At 69.6% G+C, this 19916-nt stretch carries 18 protein-coding genes; 11 read left to right on the plus strand and 7 right to left on the minus strand.

The features are described 5' to 3' along the window. The first annotated feature begins 96 nt into the window (after positions 1-96). The 3 genes from ABY44_RS40250 to ABY44_RS40260 all read left to right on the plus strand — a co-directional run bounded on the left by ABY44_RS40250 (position 97) and on the right by ABY44_RS40260 (position 3180). Entirely contained in the window at positions 97-1614 is a 1518-nt protein-coding gene (locus tag ABY44_RS40250; protein ID WP_060174752.1) for a hypothetical protein, read from the plus strand. A gap of 32 nt (positions 1615-1646) precedes the next feature. Further along, positions 1647-1979: a hypothetical protein gene (locus tag ABY44_RS40255; RefSeq protein ID WP_034196211.1), complete on the plus strand. Its 333-nt coding sequence runs from the start codon at positions 1647-1649 to the stop codon at positions 1977-1979. Between the two features lie 148 nt (positions 1980-2127). Continuing rightward, positions 2128-3180, plus strand: a complete 1053-nt coding sequence (locus tag ABY44_RS40260; protein ID WP_431643641.1) for an AraC family transcriptional regulator — start codon at positions 2128-2130, stop codon at positions 3178-3180. Between the two features lie 45 nt (positions 3181-3225). Here ABY44_RS40260 and ABY44_RS40265 read toward each other — a convergent pair whose 3' ends face one another. Together ABY44_RS40265 and ABY44_RS40270 are read right to left on the minus strand one after the other, a co-directional pair. Further along, the gene (locus tag ABY44_RS40265; protein ID WP_060174787.1) at positions 3226-4638 is read right to left on the minus strand and encodes a hypothetical protein; all 1413 of its coding nucleotides are present in this window, start codon (positions 4636-4638) and stop codon (positions 3226-3228) included. A gap of 573 nt (positions 4639-5211) precedes the next feature. Beyond that, the gene (locus ABY44_RS40270) at positions 5212-5973 is read right to left on the minus strand and encodes a 2-keto-4-pentenoate hydratase (RefSeq protein ID WP_060125431.1); all 762 of its coding nucleotides are present in this window, start codon (positions 5971-5973) and stop codon (positions 5212-5214) included. A 366-nt stretch (positions 5974-6339) separates the two neighbouring features. Here ABY44_RS40270 and ABY44_RS40275 point away from each other — a divergent pair, with 366 nt between their 5' ends. Together ABY44_RS40275 and ABY44_RS40280 are read left to right on the plus strand one after the other, a co-directional pair. Then, positions 6340-6813 (plus strand): universal stress protein, encoded by a 474-nt coding sequence (locus ABY44_RS40275; protein ID WP_027792431.1) that lies wholly within the window; start codon positions 6340-6342, stop codon positions 6811-6813. Between the two features lie 15 nt (positions 6814-6828). Continuing rightward, entirely contained in the window at positions 6829-7020 is a 192-nt protein-coding gene (locus ABY44_RS40280) for a DUF2964 family protein (RefSeq protein ID WP_021157890.1), read from the plus strand. Positions 7021-7108: 88 nt separating this feature from the next. On the opposite strand, the gene ABY44_RS40285 is transcribed toward ABY44_RS40280, so the two are convergent. Beyond that, a complete protein-coding gene (locus tag ABY44_RS40285; protein ID WP_060174749.1) occupies positions 7109-7312 on the minus strand; it encodes a hypothetical protein in 204 nt (67 codons plus the stop codon). Between the two features lie 105 nt (positions 7313-7417). Here ABY44_RS40285 and ABY44_RS40290 point away from each other — a divergent pair, with 105 nt between their 5' ends. Then, positions 7418-9154, plus strand: a complete 1737-nt coding sequence (locus tag ABY44_RS40290; protein WP_060174748.1) for a site-specific integrase — start codon at positions 7418-7420, stop codon at positions 9152-9154. A 36-nt stretch (positions 9155-9190) separates the two neighbouring features. Here ABY44_RS40290 and ABY44_RS40295 read toward each other — a convergent pair whose 3' ends face one another. After that, on the minus strand, positions 9191-9907 hold the full coding sequence (locus tag ABY44_RS40295) for a DJ-1/PfpI family protein (RefSeq protein ID WP_060174747.1): 717 nt from the start codon (positions 9905-9907) through the stop codon (positions 9191-9193). 83 nt (positions 9908-9990) lie between these two features. Between ABY44_RS40295 and ABY44_RS40300 the strand changes: the two genes are divergently transcribed. The 3 genes from ABY44_RS40300 to ABY44_RS40310 all read left to right on the plus strand — a co-directional run bounded on the left by ABY44_RS40300 (position 9991) and on the right by ABY44_RS40310 (position 12483). After that, positions 9991-10923: a GlxA family transcriptional regulator gene (locus ABY44_RS40300; protein ID WP_060174746.1), complete on the plus strand. Its 933-nt coding sequence runs from the start codon at positions 9991-9993 to the stop codon at positions 10921-10923. Between the two features lie 238 nt (positions 10924-11161). Then, positions 11162-11485, plus strand: coding sequence for a TfoX/Sxy family protein (locus tag ABY44_RS40305; RefSeq protein WP_021157895.1), 324 nt, complete (start codon positions 11162-11164; stop codon positions 11483-11485). Positions 11486-11574: 89 nt separating this feature from the next. After that, positions 11575-12483, plus strand: a complete 909-nt coding sequence (locus ABY44_RS40310) for a hypothetical protein (RefSeq protein WP_060174745.1) — start codon at positions 11575-11577, stop codon at positions 12481-12483. 30 nt (positions 12484-12513) lie between these two features. Here ABY44_RS40310 and ABY44_RS40315 read toward each other — a convergent pair whose 3' ends face one another. Further along, a complete protein-coding gene (locus tag ABY44_RS40315; protein WP_027792437.1) occupies positions 12514-13665 on the minus strand; it encodes a branched-chain amino acid ABC transporter substrate-binding protein in 1152 nt (383 codons plus the stop codon). 40 nt (positions 13666-13705) lie between these two features. Continuing rightward, positions 13706-14935 (minus strand): NAD(P)/FAD-dependent oxidoreductase, encoded by a 1230-nt coding sequence (locus ABY44_RS40320; RefSeq protein WP_060174744.1) that lies wholly within the window; start codon positions 14933-14935, stop codon positions 13706-13708. Between the two features lie 231 nt (positions 14936-15166). On the opposite strand from ABY44_RS40320, the gene ABY44_RS40325 reads away from it, so the two are divergent. After that, positions 15167-16579: a PLP-dependent aminotransferase family protein gene (locus ABY44_RS40325; RefSeq protein ID WP_021157899.1), complete on the plus strand. Its 1413-nt coding sequence runs from the start codon at positions 15167-15169 to the stop codon at positions 16577-16579. 10 nt (positions 16580-16589) lie between these two features. On the opposite strand, the gene ABY44_RS40330 is transcribed toward ABY44_RS40325, so the two are convergent. Continuing rightward, a complete protein-coding gene (locus ABY44_RS40330) occupies positions 16590-18767 on the minus strand; it encodes a DUF4132 domain-containing protein (protein ID WP_060174743.1) in 2178 nt (725 codons plus the stop codon). 553 nt (positions 18768-19320) lie between these two features. Between ABY44_RS40330 and ABY44_RS40335 the strand changes: the two genes are divergently transcribed. Then, a partial coding sequence (locus ABY44_RS40335) for a GntR family transcriptional regulator (protein ID WP_431643642.1) occupies positions 19321-19916 on the plus strand: 596 nt, incomplete at its 3' end.

Below are 19916 nucleotides of genomic sequence, written 5' to 3' on the forward strand. Positions count from 1 at the left end.
TCAATAGCATTGCTTATCAAGAAGCCGATCGGTGCGGTACAGCGTGTCGGCGAACGGCAGACGAGAGTACGCCGGAAAGAGAAAAAGAGGATTCCGATGAAACCCATTGCATGGATGGTCATGGCAGCCGCGCTCGCGCTGTCCGCATGCGGCGGTGACGACGTTGCCACGAACGGCGGCGCATCGTTGTCGTCGCCGAACAATCCCGGTTCACCTTCCGGTCCGACCTCGCCCGGCGGCGGTTCGAACGGCGGCTCGAATGGCGGGCCGACGGGCGGCGGGACCACGCAGCCGCAGGCCGGCTGGTCGAAGGTCGCCGCGGTGGACGGCAAGGGGCCGGAAGGCGAGCCGAGCGTGACCATCGACGCGAGCGGCAACGCGCTCGCCACCTGGATGACCAACGGCACGGCCGGCACGACCGGCAACGAGATGTGGGGCGCACGCTATGTGCCGGGCTCGGGTTGGGGAAGCGCGACGCGGCTCGACACGAGCGACGGTTCGCATGCGATGAATTCGCTGACCGGGGTGCAGCCGCAACTGGTCGGCAACGCGAGCGGGCAGGCGGTCGCATTCTGGACCGAGTGGACGCCGGGCCCCAACACGTACGCCCTGTGGGCGCGCCCGTACACCCCGAATGGCGGTTGGGGCACCCCGGTCGCACTGGTGCCGGACATGGCCGGTTCGTCCTATTCGGCCGGCATGGACAGCCAGGGCAACGCGCTCGTCACATGGACACAGTCGATCAGCCTGCTCGACACGCGCATCGCGTGGACGCGCTATACGCAGGCCGGACAGTGGTCGCCGACGGCGCTGGTCCAGATGCCGGTGCAGACCGGGCCGGGCGCGGTGACCGGCGATACGGACAACGTGAGGCCGATGCTGTCGGTCCTGTCGTCCGGCCGCGCGGTGCTTGCATGGCGGCAGACCAACCATACGAAGTCGGCGTTGTGGACGGCTACCTACGACGCGACCAACGGCTGGACCAACGTCAACCAGGCCGTATCGAATACGAGCCTGTTCACGACGATCATCTCGCCGGTCGCCGGCATGGACGCGAAGGGCAACATCACGCTGCTCTGGGGGCAACTCGACGTGACGGGCGGGAAGATCTACACCGCCACGATGTCGCAGCGCTACGTCGCCGGAACCGGATGGCAGCCCTCGCAGCCGGTGGCGCCGGCGATCGTCGAGCCGACGGGTTTCATCGCGACGCCGATGCTCGCCGTCAACGAAAACGGCGTGGCCGCCGCGATGTGGGCGGAAGGGGGCGCGGTCCTGCAGGCGAGCGTATCCGATGCCGGCGGAAACTGGGGGACGCTGCAGCGGCTGACGGAACACCTGAACGGGGCGGCGCTCCAGTACCCGCCGCTGGTGATCGACGCAGCCGGCAACGTGACTGTCGCCTGGCAGGACACGGGCACACCGAACGCGTCGCTCCTCCTCGTGGCCGGCTATCGGAACGGCGCGTGGAGCACGTCGACGCTGGATCCGCAGGACGGGTCATGGCCGGCGCTGGCCGTCAATGCCGCGGGGGCGATGGCGCTCGTCTGGCAATCGTTCGTCGCGAACGTCGGCAGCCAGATCCAGTCCAGCTTTTTTACGCCGGGCTCGTAATCGTGCCCCACCGGGAATTCGAAGGAGAAACCATGAAGCAGATCCTGCAATGCGCCGTCACCTTGCGGACGGCGCTGGGCGCGGCGGCCGCCGGCCTCGTGTTGTCCGCGTGCGGTTCGACGCAGATGAACATGGTCGACGTGCAGACGTCGACCGCGAAGACGCTCGGGCTCGCGTCGTCGGACGAGATCACGATCGCCAACGTGCAGTACGGGAAGAAGGACGGGCTCGGCGGCCAGAAGGTGAGTTACGACGCGACGACCGGCAAGGGGCGGCGCTTCGGCTGTACGGTGTTCATGATTCCGGGGCTCACGCCGATCGATCGGCCGACGTACAACAACTGGGAATGCCATCCGCAACGCTGATGGCCGCGGCAACGACGGCGCCCGTCGCGGGGCGCCCGTCGACCGCCTGGGTGGACGATGTGCGGCGCCGGCCTTGCGCCGGCGCAATTGGGTCCGATAATCTGCGAACCGATCTCTCCTCTCGTGTCGGCTCGATAAAAACACTGTCATGGATCAAGCGGCATTCGTCCCCGTTTTCAAGTTTCGCACCATCGACTACCCCGAGCGGGATAGGTTCCACGTCTGGGTCAAGGACATGCTGTGCGACTGCCGCCTGGAAGACGACGGCGGCCACGGCGCGTTCGACGCGGAAGCGAGCGGCGCGGCGCTCGGCCCGCTGATCCTGTCGGGCCGCCACTGGCGATCGCGCGCGCCGGCCTACCGGGTTCATCGGACCACGCGGCGGATCCTCCTCGACGGACAGGATTCGATCCGCTTCACGCTGCTGCTCGGTGGCCGGCTGGCCAGCCACACCGGCGGGCCCGAACTGGTCAAGGGCGCCGGCGACGTGTTCGTGTACGACGTCGCGCAGATCAACGACTGCAGGGTCGAGGCCGGCGACGTGATCAGCCTGGTCGTGCCCAGGTACCTGCTGCCGAGCCATGCGACGCAGGCGCACGGCCAGACGCTGACGAGCGGCGTCGGGCGGCTGCTCGGCGACCACATGCTGTCGCTGTTCCGCAATCTGCCGAATCTGCGCACGCACGAGATCCCGAGCATCGTCCAGTCGATGCTGCTGCTGCTCGCCGCGGCGGTTGCCCCGACCGCGCAGGCGCTGCACGACGCACGCGGCCCGATCGACGGGGCGCTGGCCGAGCGGGTCCGCCGCTACATCGACGTGCATCTGCTGGAGCCCGACCTCGATCCCGACCGGATCTGCCGCGACATCGGCGTGTCGAGAGCGCGGCTCTACCAGCTGTTCAAGGAAGACGGCGGCGTGATGCGGCAGATCACGCGGCGGCGGCTGCGTCACGCGTACCACGTGCTCGGCGACCCGCAGCGCCGGCATCAGCGCATCGCGGAGATCGCGTGGGCGCACGGTTTTCCCGACGAGAAGTATTTCCACCGGCTGTTCAAGGCGGAGTTCGGCCATACGCCGAAGGAAACGCTCGAATGCGCGGCCGCGCCGATTCTGCTGCCGTGCGATGCGGCCGGCGATCGCTGGGCGGATGGCGGCCGGCTGGCAGGATGGACGCTGCCGTTCGGCGTGCTCACCAACTGAGCGGGCCGCGCGTTCCGGCCGCCGCGCGGCGGCTTGTTTCGTGCGTCACGCGTACACGCTGCTGGCCGCGCCGCCTTCATCGGCCTCGTCGATCGCGGCCCGCAAGTCGTCGATCGCCACCATCAGCTCGCGCACCTGCCGCAACGACGGGTACTGGTGCAGCACCGCATGCCATTGCGGCATCGTCAGCAGCGCGTGCCAGACGACGCCGAGGCCGTCAGGGGCGGTATGCGGCTGTTGCGCGAGCGCGCTCGCGTACTCGAGGCTGGCTTGCGCCGACAGCAACTGCATCCGGCTCGCGGCGCCCAGCAGGCGCGGCGTCGCGTCCGCGGACGCGTCGCAGCAATAGAGCACTTCCCGTTGCAGCGCGGCGTCGTCGGTCGTCAGCGCCCGCAGCGACGCGCCGTGCACGCGCACCGTGCCCTGGTGCGTCTCGAACGAATAGATCGTGTCCGGGTCGGCCTGCGCGAGCAGGGTCAGGCCGCGCAGCAGCCGCGGCAGATCGGTCGTCGCGGCATCCGCGGACGCTTTCGCTTCGACGAGGAAGCGCACGTTCCACGCGGGCGCCGGGTCGTCGCCGCGAGGGCGTTCGAGCAGGATCGCGTCCCATTCGGTTTTCGCGCGATCGTGCCGGCCCGGTATCGACGACGGCACGCGCATCGACGTCACCACCCGGTACGTGCGGCGTGCGTCGACGGCGTCGAGCCTGCGGGCCAGCGCGTCGAGCGCCTGCGCGGCCAGCGCTTCGACGGCTGCGCCGCGCTGCTGCGATGCGACGCCCTGTGCAACGGCGACCGAGCTGCCTTCGAGCGGACCCTGGCGGACCCACAGCGCACGGTAGCGGCGCACGTGCTCGTCCGATGCCAGGGCGTCGACGCGCAGCAGGCGTTCGAGCGCGGGGCTGTCTTTCAGCTTGACGATGTCCTGTTCGAAGGCCGGGTCGGTCTTCATGTCGGGCAGTGCGAGCAGGTGCCGCAGCGTGTCGTGCAGATCGGCCCACGACGCGCCGGTGGCGGCCGCATGCAGCCGCGCGAGCCCGTCGCGTTGCCACGGCCGGGCGCTGCGCTCGAGCTTGGCCGGGTGCGCGATCGCGTTGACGGCCGAGTGCAGCGCGCGACGGTCCTGCTCCGCGTGTGCCGACAACGACGCGTATTCGCGCACGCTCGGCGCATCGTGCCGCAGCACCGCGGCCTGAAACGCGGGATCGCCGGAATGCGTATCCATCGCATCGCGGATCATCTGCGCGAGGGCGTCGATGAAGCGCTGCCGCAGCGCCGCGTCGGTTGTGTGCCCGTCGCTTCGCATCCTGCGCGCTTCCTCGATCACGATCGCAAGCGTGGCGGCCGGGTTCGCGGCGTCGGCAGGCGACGACGCGCTGTCGAGCGGCGGCAGCCGGTAGCGGCGCACGACGGTGCGCAGGGTTTTGTCGAGCAGGGCGGGAAGCGGTGTCAGCGACATGTTCGATATCGGCGTGAAAGCGGTGCGCATGCCAAGGAGTAGGGCGCGGTGGGCGCGGGGATGTGCAACGTTATCACGTCGTACGGAAGATGCAGGGGGGCGCAGCGCGCTACGGGCGGTCGTTCAAGGGGATGTCGCCTGCCGGCTCGCTGATCGTCGGGGCGATCGTGCTGGTGCCTGCCTGCCTCGCCGCCGACCGTCCGTGGACGCTTCACCCGTCGTCGCGATCGCTGCCGGCACGGGCGGCGATCGCGTTCATCATTTACTTTCGGCTCGTGCAGACGCTCGGTTCGGTTGGCACGACGGGGCGCAGGCCTGTCTGCGCGTGCCGATCAGCATCGGCATCGGCATGGCGCTGCTCGGGGAATCTCGGTTGGCATCGGCGTGGCTCGGGCTCGCGTGCGTCGTTGCCGGCGTGGCCGCAATGACGTTGCCGTCACGACAGTGCGAGCAGCCGCGCGCCTGACACCTGCCGCGAACCCGGCCGCGCAACGCGCGCGGCCGTCGCGCTGCGGCCAGCGATCAGCGATCAGTGACAGGCCCGGTCAGCCGTGCCCGCGCGCGCCGCGTGCATCAGGCCGTCAACGTCACCGACAAACTGCCGAGCTCGCCGAAGCGAACCGTCAGCGCATCGCCGAGCGGCACGTCGATCGCGCCCGCGTACGATCCGGTCGTCACGATCTGCCCGGCGCGCACCGGGTCGCCGCGCGAGGCGAGGAAGTTGACGAGCCACACCAGCGGCTTCAGCGGATCGCCGTCCGGGTGGCGGCCGTCGATCGTGCGGTTCAGCGCGCCTTCGAACGACAGCGCCAGCGTCTCGAGCGGCACGTTCAGCCCGTCGGGCACGACCGGGCCGACGCATAGCCCCTGGTTGAATTGCCCGTCGGCCAGCAGCTCGAACTTCGACGCGCGCGCGGGCTCCGCATAGCGGCAGCCGAGCACCTCGAGCACGATGCGCACCTCGCGGATCGCGTCGCGCACGTCCTGTTCGTCGTACGGCTGTTCGCGCGCGGGCAGGTCGCGATCGAGCACGAACGCGATTTCCGGTTCGATCCGCACGATCGGGCCGCCGACGACGCGGTACGGCGCATCGGCCTCGCGGATCGTCGACGCGAAGATCGGTGCGAGGATCACGCGGTCGGGCGGCGGCAGCGCGCATTTCCATCCGCCGACGGATTCGCCGAGCAGGTCGGCCACGCGCTGCTGGATCGCGAGCGCGGTGTCGATGTCGTCGGGGCGCAGTGCATCGGGCAGCAGCGGGCCGGGCGAGCCGGCATGGCGGGCGGCGACGAGATGCTGGGCGGCGCCGTCCACGCGTTCGGTAGTCGTTGTCATGTCGGTTGAGCGAGTTGAAAGTGGGCCGGCAAATAAGGGCCGGACGAAAGTCGCACATCCGATGATAGCGCCTTCGGCATGGTGGCCGCTCGATTCCGGTGCGCACGGGCGGCGCGCGGCCGCCGCGGGCCCGGCGGATTCCGTCGCGCGCCGGCGGGTTCGACAAGCACGCGTATCGCGCGCCGCATACGCGAGGACGCACAAGGGTGCGGGCTCCGGCGCGCGTGCCGCGCCCTGCGTCGGCCGGTCGCAGCCGGCATGGTCGCTCGCTTGATCGCCGTCAACATTCGAACCCGCCGTCCGCCGATGATGGTGACAGGGCCGCGCGCACCCAGCCGCGCGGCAATTCACCCCAGCGAGGTTTGCATGTACAAGAAGATCATGGTGGCCGTCGACGGCAGCGCTTCGTCGAAACTGGCGCTTGCCGAGGCCGTAAAGGTCGCGCTGGCAGGCGACGCGCAAGTCAGTGCCGTGTATGTGGTCGACAAGTCGGTGCTGTTCACTTACGCGGGCCGTTTCGATCCGCACGCGCTCGTCGAGGAAATGCGCGACGACGGGCGCAAGGTACTGCGCGAAGCCGAACAGGTCATCGCGCTCGCCGGTGCGAAAGGCGAGGCCGAACTCGTCGAGACGGAGAGCATCGGCGAGGACATCTCGGAACGCCTGCAGCGCTACGTGAAGGAAGGCGGGATCGATCTCGCGGTGGTCGGCACGCACGGGCGGCGCGGCATCCGGCGCGTGCTGCTCGGCAGCGTCGCCGAGCGCTTCGTGCGCGGCTCGAAGTGCCCGGTGCTGCTGATTCGCGGCGACGATGCCGACGTAGCGGCTGCGGCCGCGTAACCCGGAGGGGGCGCAATGATACGCCGCCAATCTCGGATCGTCGTCGCGGCGATCGCCGTGTTCGTCTCGCTCGTGGGGATGATGGCCGTCGTGACGGGGCTATTGTTCGACAACGCGATGGCGCTGCGTGGCGGCGCGGTCGCGCTGGTCGTCGGCGTGGCCGGTTTCGTCGTGATGCTCAATCCGGGCGCGAAAGGCGAGGAGTGACGCGTTACGCGGCGTCGCTCCCTGAATCCTGAATCGACCGGTCGAACCACGCCAGCGCTTCGTCGTCGCGACCGAGGCGATGGAGCGCTCAGCCCTTGCTGTCGAGCGCATACGGGGCATCGGGTGACTGCGCGAGGCGCGCATCGATCAGCGCCATCGCACGATCGATCGTCAGGCCGGCGTTGACGAGGTCGTAACCGATACCGTTCAACAGGTCGACCGAGAAATTGCCTGCGTCGAGCGCGGTGTCGATGCGGCCTTCGTTCCGCTCGGCAATCGCCAGCGCGATCATCTTGGCCGCGATCTGTTCCCGGAGTGCCCGGCCGGGGTGCCGGCCGCCCCCGGAACGCCGCGCGCGACGTATCCGGCCGCGCGCGCTTCTGTCAAACTGGCGCCCATGAAACCGCGCCTCGCCTCACTGCCTTCTTCCGATTCCGCGCCTGCGCCCGCAGGCTATCCCGACGCCGACGAACTGGCCGCGCTGCGCGCATGGTACGCGGGCATGACCGTGCGTCAGGCCGTCGAACGCTACCTGCCCGATCGTCTCGGCGAAGGGCGCTCGGCGCGCGGCGTGATCGGCGGGATTCGCCGCCGCCTCGTGCGCGTCGCGCGACAGGTCGGCCGGCCCGATCTCGCGGAGCGTCTCGGTCATCCCGACGGTGAGCGTATTCGGGAGGCGAAGGCGGCCGCCGAAGCGATCGGCCTGCTGCGTCATGCGCGCGCGCCGGTCCCGCAGATCAGCGACGACGTCGGCCTGTGGCTGCCTGCGCGTGCGGTCGCCGCGCTGCGGGCGCACGGGATCGCGACGCTCGCCGATCTCACGGTGCGGATTCCGCGCCGGCGCCAGTGGTGGCGTGCGATCGCGGGCCTCGGCGTGGCCGGTGCGCGGCACATCGAGGCGTTTTTCGCCGCGCATCCGGACCTGACCGAACGGGCGCGCGCGCTGATCGCGGCGACGCCGCGCGGCAGCATCGTGCCGTGGGAGCAGTTGAAGCTGCCGCACGAGGTCGACGGCTCGGCCGGCACGTTCCGCGCGCCGCGTGCGACCAGCACGCTTGATGCGGACAACGATCACGCGGCCGTGCACGCGTGGCTGTCGCTGCACGAATCGGCCGCGACGCGGCGTGCGTACCGGAAGGAGGCGGAGCGGTTGATCCTGTGGGCGATCGTCGAGCGCGGCCGCGCGCTGTCGTCGCTGACGACCGAGGACGCGGTCGCGTATCGCGCATTCGTGCGGCGCCCGAGCCCGCACGAACGCTGGGTCGGGCCCGTGCGGCCGCGCGGCGCACCCGACTGGCGGCCGTTCTCGGGCGCGCTGTCCGCGCGTTCGGCGGCGTACACGCTGTCGGTGCTCGGCGCGTTGTTTCGCTGGCTGATCGAACAGCGCTACCTGCTGGCGAATCCGTTCGCGGGCGTCAAGGTGCGCGACACGCGTGGCGCGAACGCACTCGACACGTCGCACGCGTTCACCGAAGGCGAATGGCTGCTCGTGCGCACGATTGCCGACGGGCTCGAGTTCCGCACCGGCACGGCGGCCGGTGCGCCGCAGTCGGGCTGGACGCCGGCCGCCGCGCAACGGCTGCGCTTCATTCTCGATTTCGGTTATGCGACCGGGCTGCGCGCGAGCGAGCTGGTCGGCGCGACGCTCGGCGGCATCGAGACGGATGCGCACGGCGACACGTGGCTGAAGGTGGTCGGCAAGGGCGGCAAGGCCGCGCGCGTCGCGCTGCCGCCGCTCGCGCGCACGGCGCTCGACCGTTACCTGGTCGCACGCCGGCTGCCGGTCACGCCGGTGCGCTGGCGGCCCGATACGCCGCTGATCGCGAGCCTCGCGGAAGACGGCGCGGCCGCGATCACGAGCGTGCGGCTGTGGAAGGTGATGCAGCGTTTCTTCACGCAGGCGGCCGATCAGGTCGAGGCCGACAACCCCGCGCTCGCGCAGAAGCTGCGGCAGGCGAGCCCGCACTGGATGCGTCATACGCATGCGACGCATGCGTTGGCGCGCGGCGCGGAGCTGACGACCGTGCGCGACAACCTGCGGCATGCGTCGATCTCGACGACGTCGATCTACCTGCACGGCGACGACGTGAAGCGGGCGCGGCAGATGTCGAGCGCGTTTGCGGCAGACAAGTAACGGCGTCGCGCCGATCCGGCAGGGGTCGCGCGCGCGTCATGCCGGTTGTCGGCTCGCGTCGGGCAGCGCAAGGTGCTGCGCCGCACGCGCCACGACCGCATGACGATCGGGCCGCACGCGCTCGAACAGCGCGGACACCGACGCGAGAATGTCCGGCGCGGCCTGCTCGGGACGTCCGCAGTCGAACGGCGGCTCGGGCGCATATTCGATGCCGAGCTGCACCGCTTGCGCGTAGGCCGGGCCGGCCAGGTCGGCCATCACCGAGAGCGCCATGTCGATGCCGGCGGTGACGCCGCCGCCCGTGACGACCGGGCCGTCGCGCACCACGCGGCCTTCGTCGACGATCGCGCCGAACGGCGGCAGCAGGTCGCGCCACGCCCAGTGGCAGGCGGCCCGCCGGCCTTGCAGCAACCCGGCCGCGCCGAGCACCAGCGACCCGCTGCACACGGAGGTAACATAGCGGGCGCCGAGCGCGAGCCGGCGCACCTCGCGGACGAATGCATCGTCCGCGATCGCGTCGATCACGCCGAGCCCGCCCGGCACGCAGACGAGATCGGCGTGCGCGATGTCGGCGAGCCGCTCGACCTCGGCGACGGTCAGGCCGCTGTCCGCGCGAATCGATCCGCCGCGCACGGAGGCTCGCCGGATCCGCGCGCCCGGCAGACGCCAGAACACTTCGTCCGGCCCGGTGAAATCGAGCTGCGTGACATGATCGAACAATGCGAATACGACGATGAGCGGCGTGGTGGCCATCACGATCTCCCCAGGTATGAGCGGCGTGTAGCATCGCGCCGCGCGCTGTCCGCCGCAATGTCATTTCTCCCGCACTTTCTGCCATGACCCATCGCGTCGCCATGCTCGTGTATCCCGGTTTCCAGGTGCTGGATGCCGCCGGGCCCGTTTCCGCGTTCGAGATGGCCGACTACGCGCGCGCGCCGTATTACGCGGTTCGCGTCGTCGCGGCGCAGCCGGGGCTGGTGCGCAGTTCGTCGGGCGTGAGCTGGCACGCCGAGCCGTTGCCGGATGCGGCGGACCTCGATACGTTGCTGGTCGCGGGCGGCGACGGCGTCGATGCCGCGATGGCCGACGCAGCGACGTGCGCGTTCGTGCGGCGCTGCGCGGCGCGCGGCATCCGGGTGGCGAGTGTCTGTTCGGGCAGCCTGCTGCTGGCCGCCGCCGGTGTGCTGGACGGCCGGCTGGCGACCACGCACTGGGGCTGCGGCGAGCGGTTTGCCCGGGCGTTTCCGCAGGTGCGGCTCGCGCTCGACCGCATCTATGTGAACGACGGGCCGTTCTGGACGAGCGCCGGCATCACGGCCGGCATCGACCTGACGCTCGCGTTGATCGGCGAGGATCGCGGCGAGCGGCTGGCGCGCGCCGTCGCGAAACGTCTGGTCGTGTACTACCGGCGCCCCGGCGGACAGTCGCAGTTCTCGGCGCTGATCGAACTCGACAGCGCGCAAGGGCGCTTCAAGCCGTTGCTCGACCACATTCGCCGCAATCTCGGCGCACGCTTGCGCGTGAGCGACCTGGCCGAGCAGGCGTGCATGAGCCCGCGTCAGTTCGCGCGGGCGTTCCAGACGGAAACCGGCCTCACGCCGGCCAAGGCCGTCGAGAAACTTCGCGTGGAAGCCGCTCGTGCGGCGCTTGAAAGCGGGGCGGCGTCGCTGCAGCGCGTGGCGAACGAGTGCGGTTTCGGCGATACCGAAAACATGCGGCGCAGCTTTCATCGCTGGCTGGGCGTCGCGCCGTCGGTATTGCGTTCGTAGGCGGGCGTTGTCGCATTGTTACGTCGTCGATCGCGATCGTCTCGCTCGGCCGCGCGCCGTCATGTGACTGTCACGACACGACACGCAGCGTGTTGCGGGCCGCGAATGCCTGCACGTGCCTGAATGCGTCCGAATGCGCGTTCCGCCGACGAATGGATGACGCACCGCAGCGCATCCGCCGATCAGGCGGAACGGTCGGGCACACGCAGCGGTCATACACCTTTTGCAAGGAGCAGGGATGGCATCGAGCCAGGGGACAGTCGATTTCATCGTCGAGCAGATGGCGGCGGCCGGCACGGTATCGGCGCGCAAGATGTTCGGCGAGTACGGTATCTATTGCGACGGCAAGATGGCGGCGCTCGTCTGCGACGATCGGCTGTTCGTCAAGCCGACGCCCGAAGGCCGCGCGTTTCTCGGCACGTGCGAGGAAGGTTCGCCGTACCCGGGCGCGAAGCCGCACCTCGTCATCTCGGGCGAGCGCTGGGACGATCGCGAATGGCTGTCGGCGCTGATCCGGATCACCGCCGCGCAGTTGCCGGTGCCGGTGAAGCGGCGTCGATAACGGCCTTTTCGCGTGCAATGTTGCGCTGCGGCCAGGCGTATTCTGTGACACATGCGCGCGACCATCGCGCGCCAGGCGGGAGCACAAGAATGAAGACATCCGGACATCCGCGCGGCACGTGGCTCGCCCGCCGCGCCTGGTACGCGCTCGTCGCGGCCCTGTGTACGGGCTGGAGCGCGCTGTCGTTCGGCGCGGACGATGCGGCGGCGCTGCTCGACCGTTACCGCAGCCTCGGCGCGCAACTGAAGGACAACGCGTTTCACCGGCCGCTGGTGCTCGAATCGACGGAAGCGTCGTCGTCGCTGAAGGGCGACATCTACGCGGTGGTCGACTATCCGTTCGCGGTCGTGAGCGGCCAGCTCGACGATCCCGCGCAGGGCCCCGCGAACTGGTGCGCGGTGCTGATCCTGCACCTGAACACGAAATACTGTCATGCATCGGGCGGCGGCAACGGCCCGGTGCTCGACGTGAACCTCGGCCGCAAGATCCAGCAGAAGCTGTCCGACACCTATCGCGTGCAGTTCCGCTATCGCGTGGCGGCCGCATCGCCCGACTATTTCCAGGTCGACCTGACCGCCGACAGCGGCCCGATGGGCACGAAGGATTACCGGATCGCGCTGGAGGCCGTGCCGGTCGGCGCGTCGCGCACGTTCCTGCATCTCACGTATTCGTATGGTTTCGGCACGGTCGGCCGCATGGCGATGAAGACCTACCTCGCGACCGTCGGCAGCGACAAGGTCGGCTTCACGAACGTCGGCGGATCGGCCGCGCAGCCGCAGTACGTCGGCGGCGTGCGCGGGCTGCTGGAGCGCAACACGATGCGCTACTACCTCGCGATCGATGCGTATCTCGCGACGCTCGACAAGCCGCTCGACCAGCGCCTCGCGCGCTGGTTCGACGCGACCGAGCAGTATCCGCAGCAACTGCACGAGGTCGAGCGCGGCGCGTATCTGCAGATGAAAGCGCAGGAGGTGCAGCGGCAGCAGGCGGCGCGATGACGGTGTGGTTCCCGGTCGCACCGCCGCGCGTCAGTTCGACGCGCCGCCGACCGTGCGGATGCTGTGCCACTGACCCTGTTCGACGCGGAACAGCGTGTACGGCGGCTTGATCAGGTCGCCGCGCTCGTCGAACGAGATCTTTCCGGTCACGCCGGTGACCGATACGCCGGGCAGGCTCGCGACGATCTTGCCGCGATCGAGCGAATCGGCCTTGCGTACCGCCGCGATCATCGCGAGCGCCGCGTCGTACGAGAACGGCGCATAGAGCTCGACATCCTGGTTGAAGCGTGCCTTGTAGCGCTGCGCGAACGCGACGGCGGACGGCAGCTTGTCGAGCGCCGGCCCCGGTTCGAGATCCTGCGTGCCTTCGCCCGAGGTGCCGGCGATCTTCAGGAATGCATTGCTTTTCAATGCGCCGGCGCCGAACAGCTGCGCGCGGATGCCGAGCGAGCGCATCTGCTTGACGAGCATCGCGCCCTGTTCGTCGAGGCCGCCGAAGAACAGCAGGTCGACGTTGTTGCTCTTCATCGTCGTCAGGATCGCGCGGAAATCGACGGCCTTGTCGTTCGTGTATTCGCGCGACACGATGCTGCCGTGCGCATCCTTCACGCCCTTCTCGAACGCGTCGGCGAGACCCTGGCCGAACGCGGTGCGATCGTCGATGATGCCGATCCGTTTCGCCTTCAGCTGCTCGACCGCGAAACGGCCGGCCACCACGCCGCCGACGCCGTCGTGCCCCATCGTGCGGAACACGTTCTTGAAGCCTTGCATCGTCAGCTGCGGATTGGTCGAGCCGGGCGTGATCATCGCGACGTTCGCCTGCTTGTAGACGGCCGACGCGGGAATGCTGCAGCCCGAGTTGTAGTGGCCGATCACGCCGACCACGCCGTCGTCGACGAGCTTCTGCGCGACCTGGATCGCGATGCGCGGATCGGCCTGGTCGTCCTGCACGTCGAGCACGAAGCGCACGGGCTTGCCGCCCACGGTCGGATGTTTCGCGTTTTCTTCGTCGAGCGCGAGTTGCGCACCGTATTGCAGATCCTTGCCGACGCGCGCGACGGGCCCCGTCAGCGGGCCGGCGAAGCCGATCTTGACGGTCTCCGGGTCCGCGGCCTGCGCGGATGCGCCGACCGTGCCGATCGAGCAGACGGCCAGCCAAGCCAGCCAGTTACGACGATTCATGATGGATGCCTCCTTGCAGTGGTGAAAGTCGCGGTGCGCGTCAGAATCGCGCGGCCCGGTACGGTGCGAGGTCCAGCGGCGGTGCGCGCTGGGCGACGAGGTCGGCGACGATTTGCCCGGTGATGCCGGCGAGCGTCACGCCGAGATGCTGATGGCCGAATGCATGGATCACGCGCGCGCTGCGCCGCGCGCGGCCGATCACGGGCACGCCGTCCGGCAGCGTCGGCCGGAAGCCGAGCCAGCTGCGCGTCGGTGCGCCGAGCGACGGCACGGCTTCGCGCGCGGAACGCGTGAGCAGGGCGACGAGCGACGGATTCATCGGCGCGTCGAAGCCGCCGAGTTCGACGGTGCCGGCCGCGCGCAGCCCTTCGTCGAGCGGCGTCATGTAGAAGCCGCGCTCGGCCCAGCCGACCGGCCGCGTGACGATCGGCTCGTGCGCGCCGAACTGTACGTGATAGCCGCGCTCGGTATCGAGCGGCACCGTGTCGCCGCACGCGGCCGCGAGTGCGCGCGAGCGGGCGCCGGCGGCAATGACGACGTGATCGAACGTGCGCACGGCGCCGCCCGCATGCACGTTCACGCTGTCGCCGGCGGGCTCGATCCGTTCGACGCGCGTGCGTTCGAGCGCGGCGCCGCCGGTGGCGAGGTGCGCGAACAGGGCGTCGAGAAATCCGCACGGATCGGAGAAGTGCCAGCTTCCGACGAACAGCACGCCGCGCGTGAAGATCGGCGCGAGTGCGGGCTCGAGCCGGCGGATCGCGCTCGCGTCGAGCGTTTCGAACGGCACGCCGAGCCGGCGCCGCAGCGCGAGCGACGGCTGCGCGGCGTCGAACGACGCCTGCCGCGCATACAGGTACAGGCATTCGCGCGGCCGCACGAATGCCGCGAGCCGCGACGGTGCAAGCAGCGGCGCATAACCGTCGGCGGCGCGCGACAGCAGCGCGGCCAGCGCGGTCGCGCTGCGTGCGTGGCGCGCGGGCGTCGATGCGAGCAGGAACCGCGCGAGCCACGGCGCGCCGTGCAGCAGGTACGGCCAGCGGATGCGCAGCGGGCTGTCGGCGGCGAACAGGAAGTGCGGCATGTCGCGGAACACCGACGGGCCGTTCACCGGCACGCAGCCGTACGGCGCGAACGTCGCGGCATTGCCGAACGACGCGCCCTGGCCGATGCCGGCCGGATCGAACAGCGTCACGCGATGCCCGTCGCGCTGCAGCCATGCCGCCGCGCCGAGCCCGATGAAGCCTGCACCCACGATGGCGACATTCGCCATGACGCGTTCCCTCCGGTCCACATGATTCACACAAAGTTGCGATCAAGAATCACACAGTAATTTTTTGTGTGCAATCAAAATGAAATTGTGTGGCGCTAGTGTTTACCCGATTTCAACTGGCTGATTCGACAGACTTTTCAACTGACGTTTGACTGGAAGGGGATGTCGGATACAATCGCTGGGCAGGTCAAAATGGCAGACAAACGCTTTTTGTGTGGTCACGGGCGATAAATGGCATCAGACAAACTTTCCGGCGAGCGCGACGGCGGCGCGCCGGCGCAGGCGAAGCGGCCGACCTACGTCGAGGTATCGAGCTCGATCGAGGAGGAAATCCGCAGCGGCATGTATCCGCCGGGCAGCCGCCTGCCGCCGCAGCGCCAGCTCGCGACCGAGCTCGGCATCAACGTATCGACCGTGTCCCGTGCGTACAAGGAATTGCAGCTGCGCGGCCTCGTGATCGGCAGCAAACGGCGCGGCTCGCTCGTCACCGGCGGTGCGATGCCGAGCATCGAGCCGGCCCGCGCGTCGCTCGCGGCGGGCAACGGCGTGATCGACCTGACGGTGAACCGCCCGGCCACCGGCGAGTTTCTCGCGAGCCTCGCGCAGACGTTCGGCACGCTGCCGAACGACCCGCGTTTCGCCGCCCTCCAGGAATACCAGCCGCCGCAGGGCCCCGACTGGGCGCGCGCCGCCGGCGCGCAGTGGCTCGCCGCGCCGGGCTTCGCGCCGTCGCGCGACCAGGTGGTCGTCACGAGCGGCGCGCAGCACGGGCTGTACGCGGTGCTGAACAGCCTGATCGGCACCGACGGCGTGATCGTGGCCGACCGCCTCACGTATTACGGGCTCAAGGCGCTTGCGCCGGTGTTCCAGTTCGAGATCGTCAGCGCGCCCGCCGACGACGACGGCCTGCTGCCCGACGAGATCGAGCGGATCTGCCAGCGCATGCCGGTCAAGGCGATCTTCGTCGTGCCGAATCTGCAGAACCCGACCGTGACGACGATGAGCCTCGCGCGCCGGATGGCGCTCGTCGACATCGCGCGCCGCCATCACGTGACGATCATCGAGGACGACGTGTACGGCCCGCTCGTGCGCGACCGGCTGCCGGCGATCGCGGGGCTGTGCCCCGAGCTGACGTTTCATATCGGCGCGACGTCGAAGATCCTCGCGCCGGGGCTGCGCCTCGGCTATCTGAGCTGCCCGCGCGACAGCGTCGCACTGTGCGCGGAGGCGGTGCGCACGACCGCGTGGATGCCGGCCCCCACGTCGATGCTGATCGCGACCGTGTGGATCGAGGACGGCACCGCCGAGCGGATCATGGGTGCGCAACTCGCGGAGATCCGCGCGCGCGTCGATCTGGCGCGGGAGCTGCTGCCGGCCGGGCAGTTGAAATCCGACCCGGCGTGCATGTTCGTGTGGTTGCGCCTGCCGCCGCCGTGGCGCGCCGACGACTTCGCCGCGAACGCGAAGGCGCGCGGCGTGATCGTGATGCCGTCGTCGACGTTCGCGGTCGATCGCGCGGAGATCGAGCACGGCGTGCGCATCAACCTCGCGTGCCCGGCCTCGCGCGACGAACTCGTCAACGGGCTGCGGATTCTCGCCGGCACGCTGAAGGACCGGCCGCGCGCGCTGTTCGGTTCGATCTGACGGCGTCCGCTCAATCGAGCAACCCCGCGACGACGTCGACGATCCGCTGCAGCAGCGCTTCGTCGTAAGGCAGCCACGGCACCGCGCTCAGCGGCGACGGCGGCGGCTCGATCGCGGCATCGACGGGTTCGCCGTCGCGCATCACACGCCCGGTCGCGCAATGCACCGACCACGCGCCGACGCGCACATGCCGTTCATCGATCGTCATCTTCCCTTGCGCCACCGGCCCGGCGAACACGAGCGACAGCACGTGCCGGCGATGCCGCGCCATCGTGCCCAGCGGCACGTCCGACAACCGGTTCAGGCGCTGCCAGCGTTGTGCTTCGCGCTCGCGCTGGCGCACCGGGTCGACCGTGAGCGCGGCCGTCGCCGCGCGGGTTGCGTCGTCGTCGAGCGCGAACGCGGCGACGCTGACGAGCAGATCGACCGCGCGCGCCACTTCCGAGAACACCACACGATCGATTTCGCCGATCGGCAGCGGTATCCAGCGCCGGTCGTGCCGGCGTTCGAAGTGCAGCCGGCGCGACGTGCCGTGGCTTTCCGAGCCCGGATAGAGCCGCGCATCGACGAAGAAGGTCGCGCGCACGTCGCCGAATTCGCGGACGAGCCCGTCGTCGTACGCGCGGATCGACCAGCCTTCGCGACGCGCGACGCCGACCAGCTGCCGGCTCGACAGCACGTGGCCTTCGAACATTGCGGAATCGCTGGCGGACGCGTCGCCGTCGGCCGGTACGTAGTATTCGCGGAAGGCCTGCCTGACCGGCTGCCGCAGCGTGCGGCCGACGATCGCGCGTTGCCACGCGAGCCGCTCGTCCGCATCGGCCAGCAGCGGATGCCATAGCCGGATGTCGCTGTCGCCGGCGATGTCGATCGCGTGCCCGGCCGCGTCGCGCAGCACGACCTTGCCCTTTGCGATCTCGGGCATGAACGACTGCGTCGACCCATCGCGGCCGCGCGCGTGCCAGATCGTGCATGCCGCGAACGCGGCGCCGGCCGGCGCATCGACGAGGCGCTCGCGCCATTCGGCGTGGCCGAGCGTCATCGACTGCCAGAAGCCGGCTTCCATGCAGGTCGCGAGCATCGCGAGCTGCTTCTTGTCGGGCTTTGCGTCGAGCGTCATGCGTAGCGCGGTGTGCGGCCGCTCGCCGAGCGCGCGTTCGGCCGGCTTCAGGTTGCGTGCCAGCTTCTTCTGCACGCCGGCGTGACGCACGATGGCGAGTGCGTCGCGCAGCGCGCGCACGCCCTCGGGGGTCGGGATCGTCTCGACCGCGTGGCCGAGCGCGATCGCGAGCGACTGGGACGGCGCGGTCTTCGCGGCCGTCGGCGCGACGCACACGCCGGTCAGCAGCGGCCCGATCAGCGGGCGCAGCCACGCTTCGTCGCGATAGGCGGCCACGCGGGCGGCGCGGGCGACGACCTGCGCGTCGTCGGTCGTGAATGCACGATCGGCCTCGTACGGGACGGCGCCCGCATGGAGCGCCGCCACGTGTTGCGCGGCTTCCGTCAGCGCATCGCACGCGAACGCGACATACGCGGCGTCTTCCGCGAGCGTGACGGCCGGATCGCTCAAGTCGAGCCACAACCGCCTCGGCGCGAAATAGCCGTTGTTCGTCGCGGCCAGCGCGAGCAGCCCGGCCAGCCCGAGTTCGGGCAGCACGTCGAGTTCGCGCACGCGAAACGGCGAATCCGCCAGCGCCTGCGCATACGCGTCGCGTCGCGCCGAGAAGTCGCGGCGGCCGGCGAACCGGTCGAGCGTATACACGCCATACGTGCTGGACGCGGTGCGCTCGTCGCCTTCCTCCGGCTCGCCCGCGATGCGCGCGAGTTCGGCCTGCAGCGCAGGCGACGGCAGCGCGTCGAGGCAGGGCAATTCCTCCAGTGCACGTTTCCAGCCGCCGGCCGGGATGTCGCGGAACAGTTCGAGCGCGGCATCGGCGTCGACGAGCGGCACGAGTCCGAGCGCATCGATCTGCCGGTGCAGCCAGCGCGCGAAATCGGCGCGCGGATCCTCGAATGCCTCGTCGTGCACCATGATCTCGTACTCGACACGGCGCAGGGCCGGCCAGACCGCGCCGAGCGCGTGTGCGTCGAGTGTCGACAGGTCGATCGGCGCGCCGGTGAAGCGCTGATGGTCGGCACGGCTGGTCAGCCGCGCGACGAGCTGGTCGACGAGGGCGCGATCAGTCATCCGCGGGCCTCGGTGCCGGCCGTGTCGTTCCTGCGCCATTTCTGTACGGTCCGGGCGGTGCGGATCACGCCGCCGAGGTCGGATGCCTGTTCGATCGTGTACTGCATGGTCTGACTCCGGGAATGAAAACCGAGCGGACGCACAGTATTGCACCCCAATTGATGCAGCCGGGCGGAAGGCCGTGCGGCGGGCGTTCCGGGCCGATCCGGCCACGCTGTGTGCCGCTTCCGGCGGCCCGGCCATTTCATAAGACGTACAGTTCTCCCGCGATGCGCGATTCGCGCCGAACTGTACTCTTGTTCGCGTGGACGATGTGTGTACTCGTCGCCAACTGTTCTGCTCTTAAGATTCCATCATCAAGGGCACAGTGCCGCAGATCCAGTCGTACCGGAACCCTGTTGGCGCATCTTCAAGAGCGAGCCAGTGCGATGGAAAAGGCAAAACCGGAGGGAAAGATCAGGAACCACGATGGCCCGGTCGACGGGCGGAACACGTGCGTATCGGATGCGCGCAGCGGGGCGGGGCGGCTGCGCAGGCCGGCGGGAGGCACGCGATGAAACTCTATGAAAAGCTCGCGGACGACATCGAGCGCCTGATCCGCCAGGGCGTGTACCGGCACGGTGACCGGATTCCGTCGGTGCGGCAGGCAAGCCAGCAGCACCGGATCAGCATCACGACCGTGCTGCACGCGTATCTGCTGCTGGAAAGCCGCGGGCTGCTCGAAAGCCGCCCGCAGTCCGGCTATTTCGTGAACCTGCGGCGCGACGACGGCCATGCGCCGGTGCGCGAGCTGCGGCCGTCGAAGCCGATCGCGATCTCGTCGTCGGTCGACGTGAGCCGGCTCGTGCTGTCGACGCTGCGCTCGATCGGCACCGACGACGCAGTGCCGCTCGGCTCGCCGTACCCGGATCCGAGCCTGTTCCCGTTCGAGAAGCTGAACCGCTATGCGTACGCGGCCGGCCGCGACAAGTCGCTGTGGGGCGTGACGGACGGATTGCCGCCCGGGCATCCGCGGCTGATCCGTCAGATCGCACGGCGCTACCTGGAAAACGGGATGTCGGTGGACCCGAACGAGATCATCGTGACGGTGGGCGCGACGGAGGCGATCAACCTGTGCCTGCAGGCGGTGGCGAAGCCGGGCGACACGAT

The organism is Burkholderia sp. ZZQ-2 (genome assembly GCF_050768715.1).
Classification (GTDB): domain Bacteria; phylum Pseudomonadota; class Gammaproteobacteria; order Burkholderiales; family Burkholderiaceae; genus Burkholderia; species Burkholderia cepacia.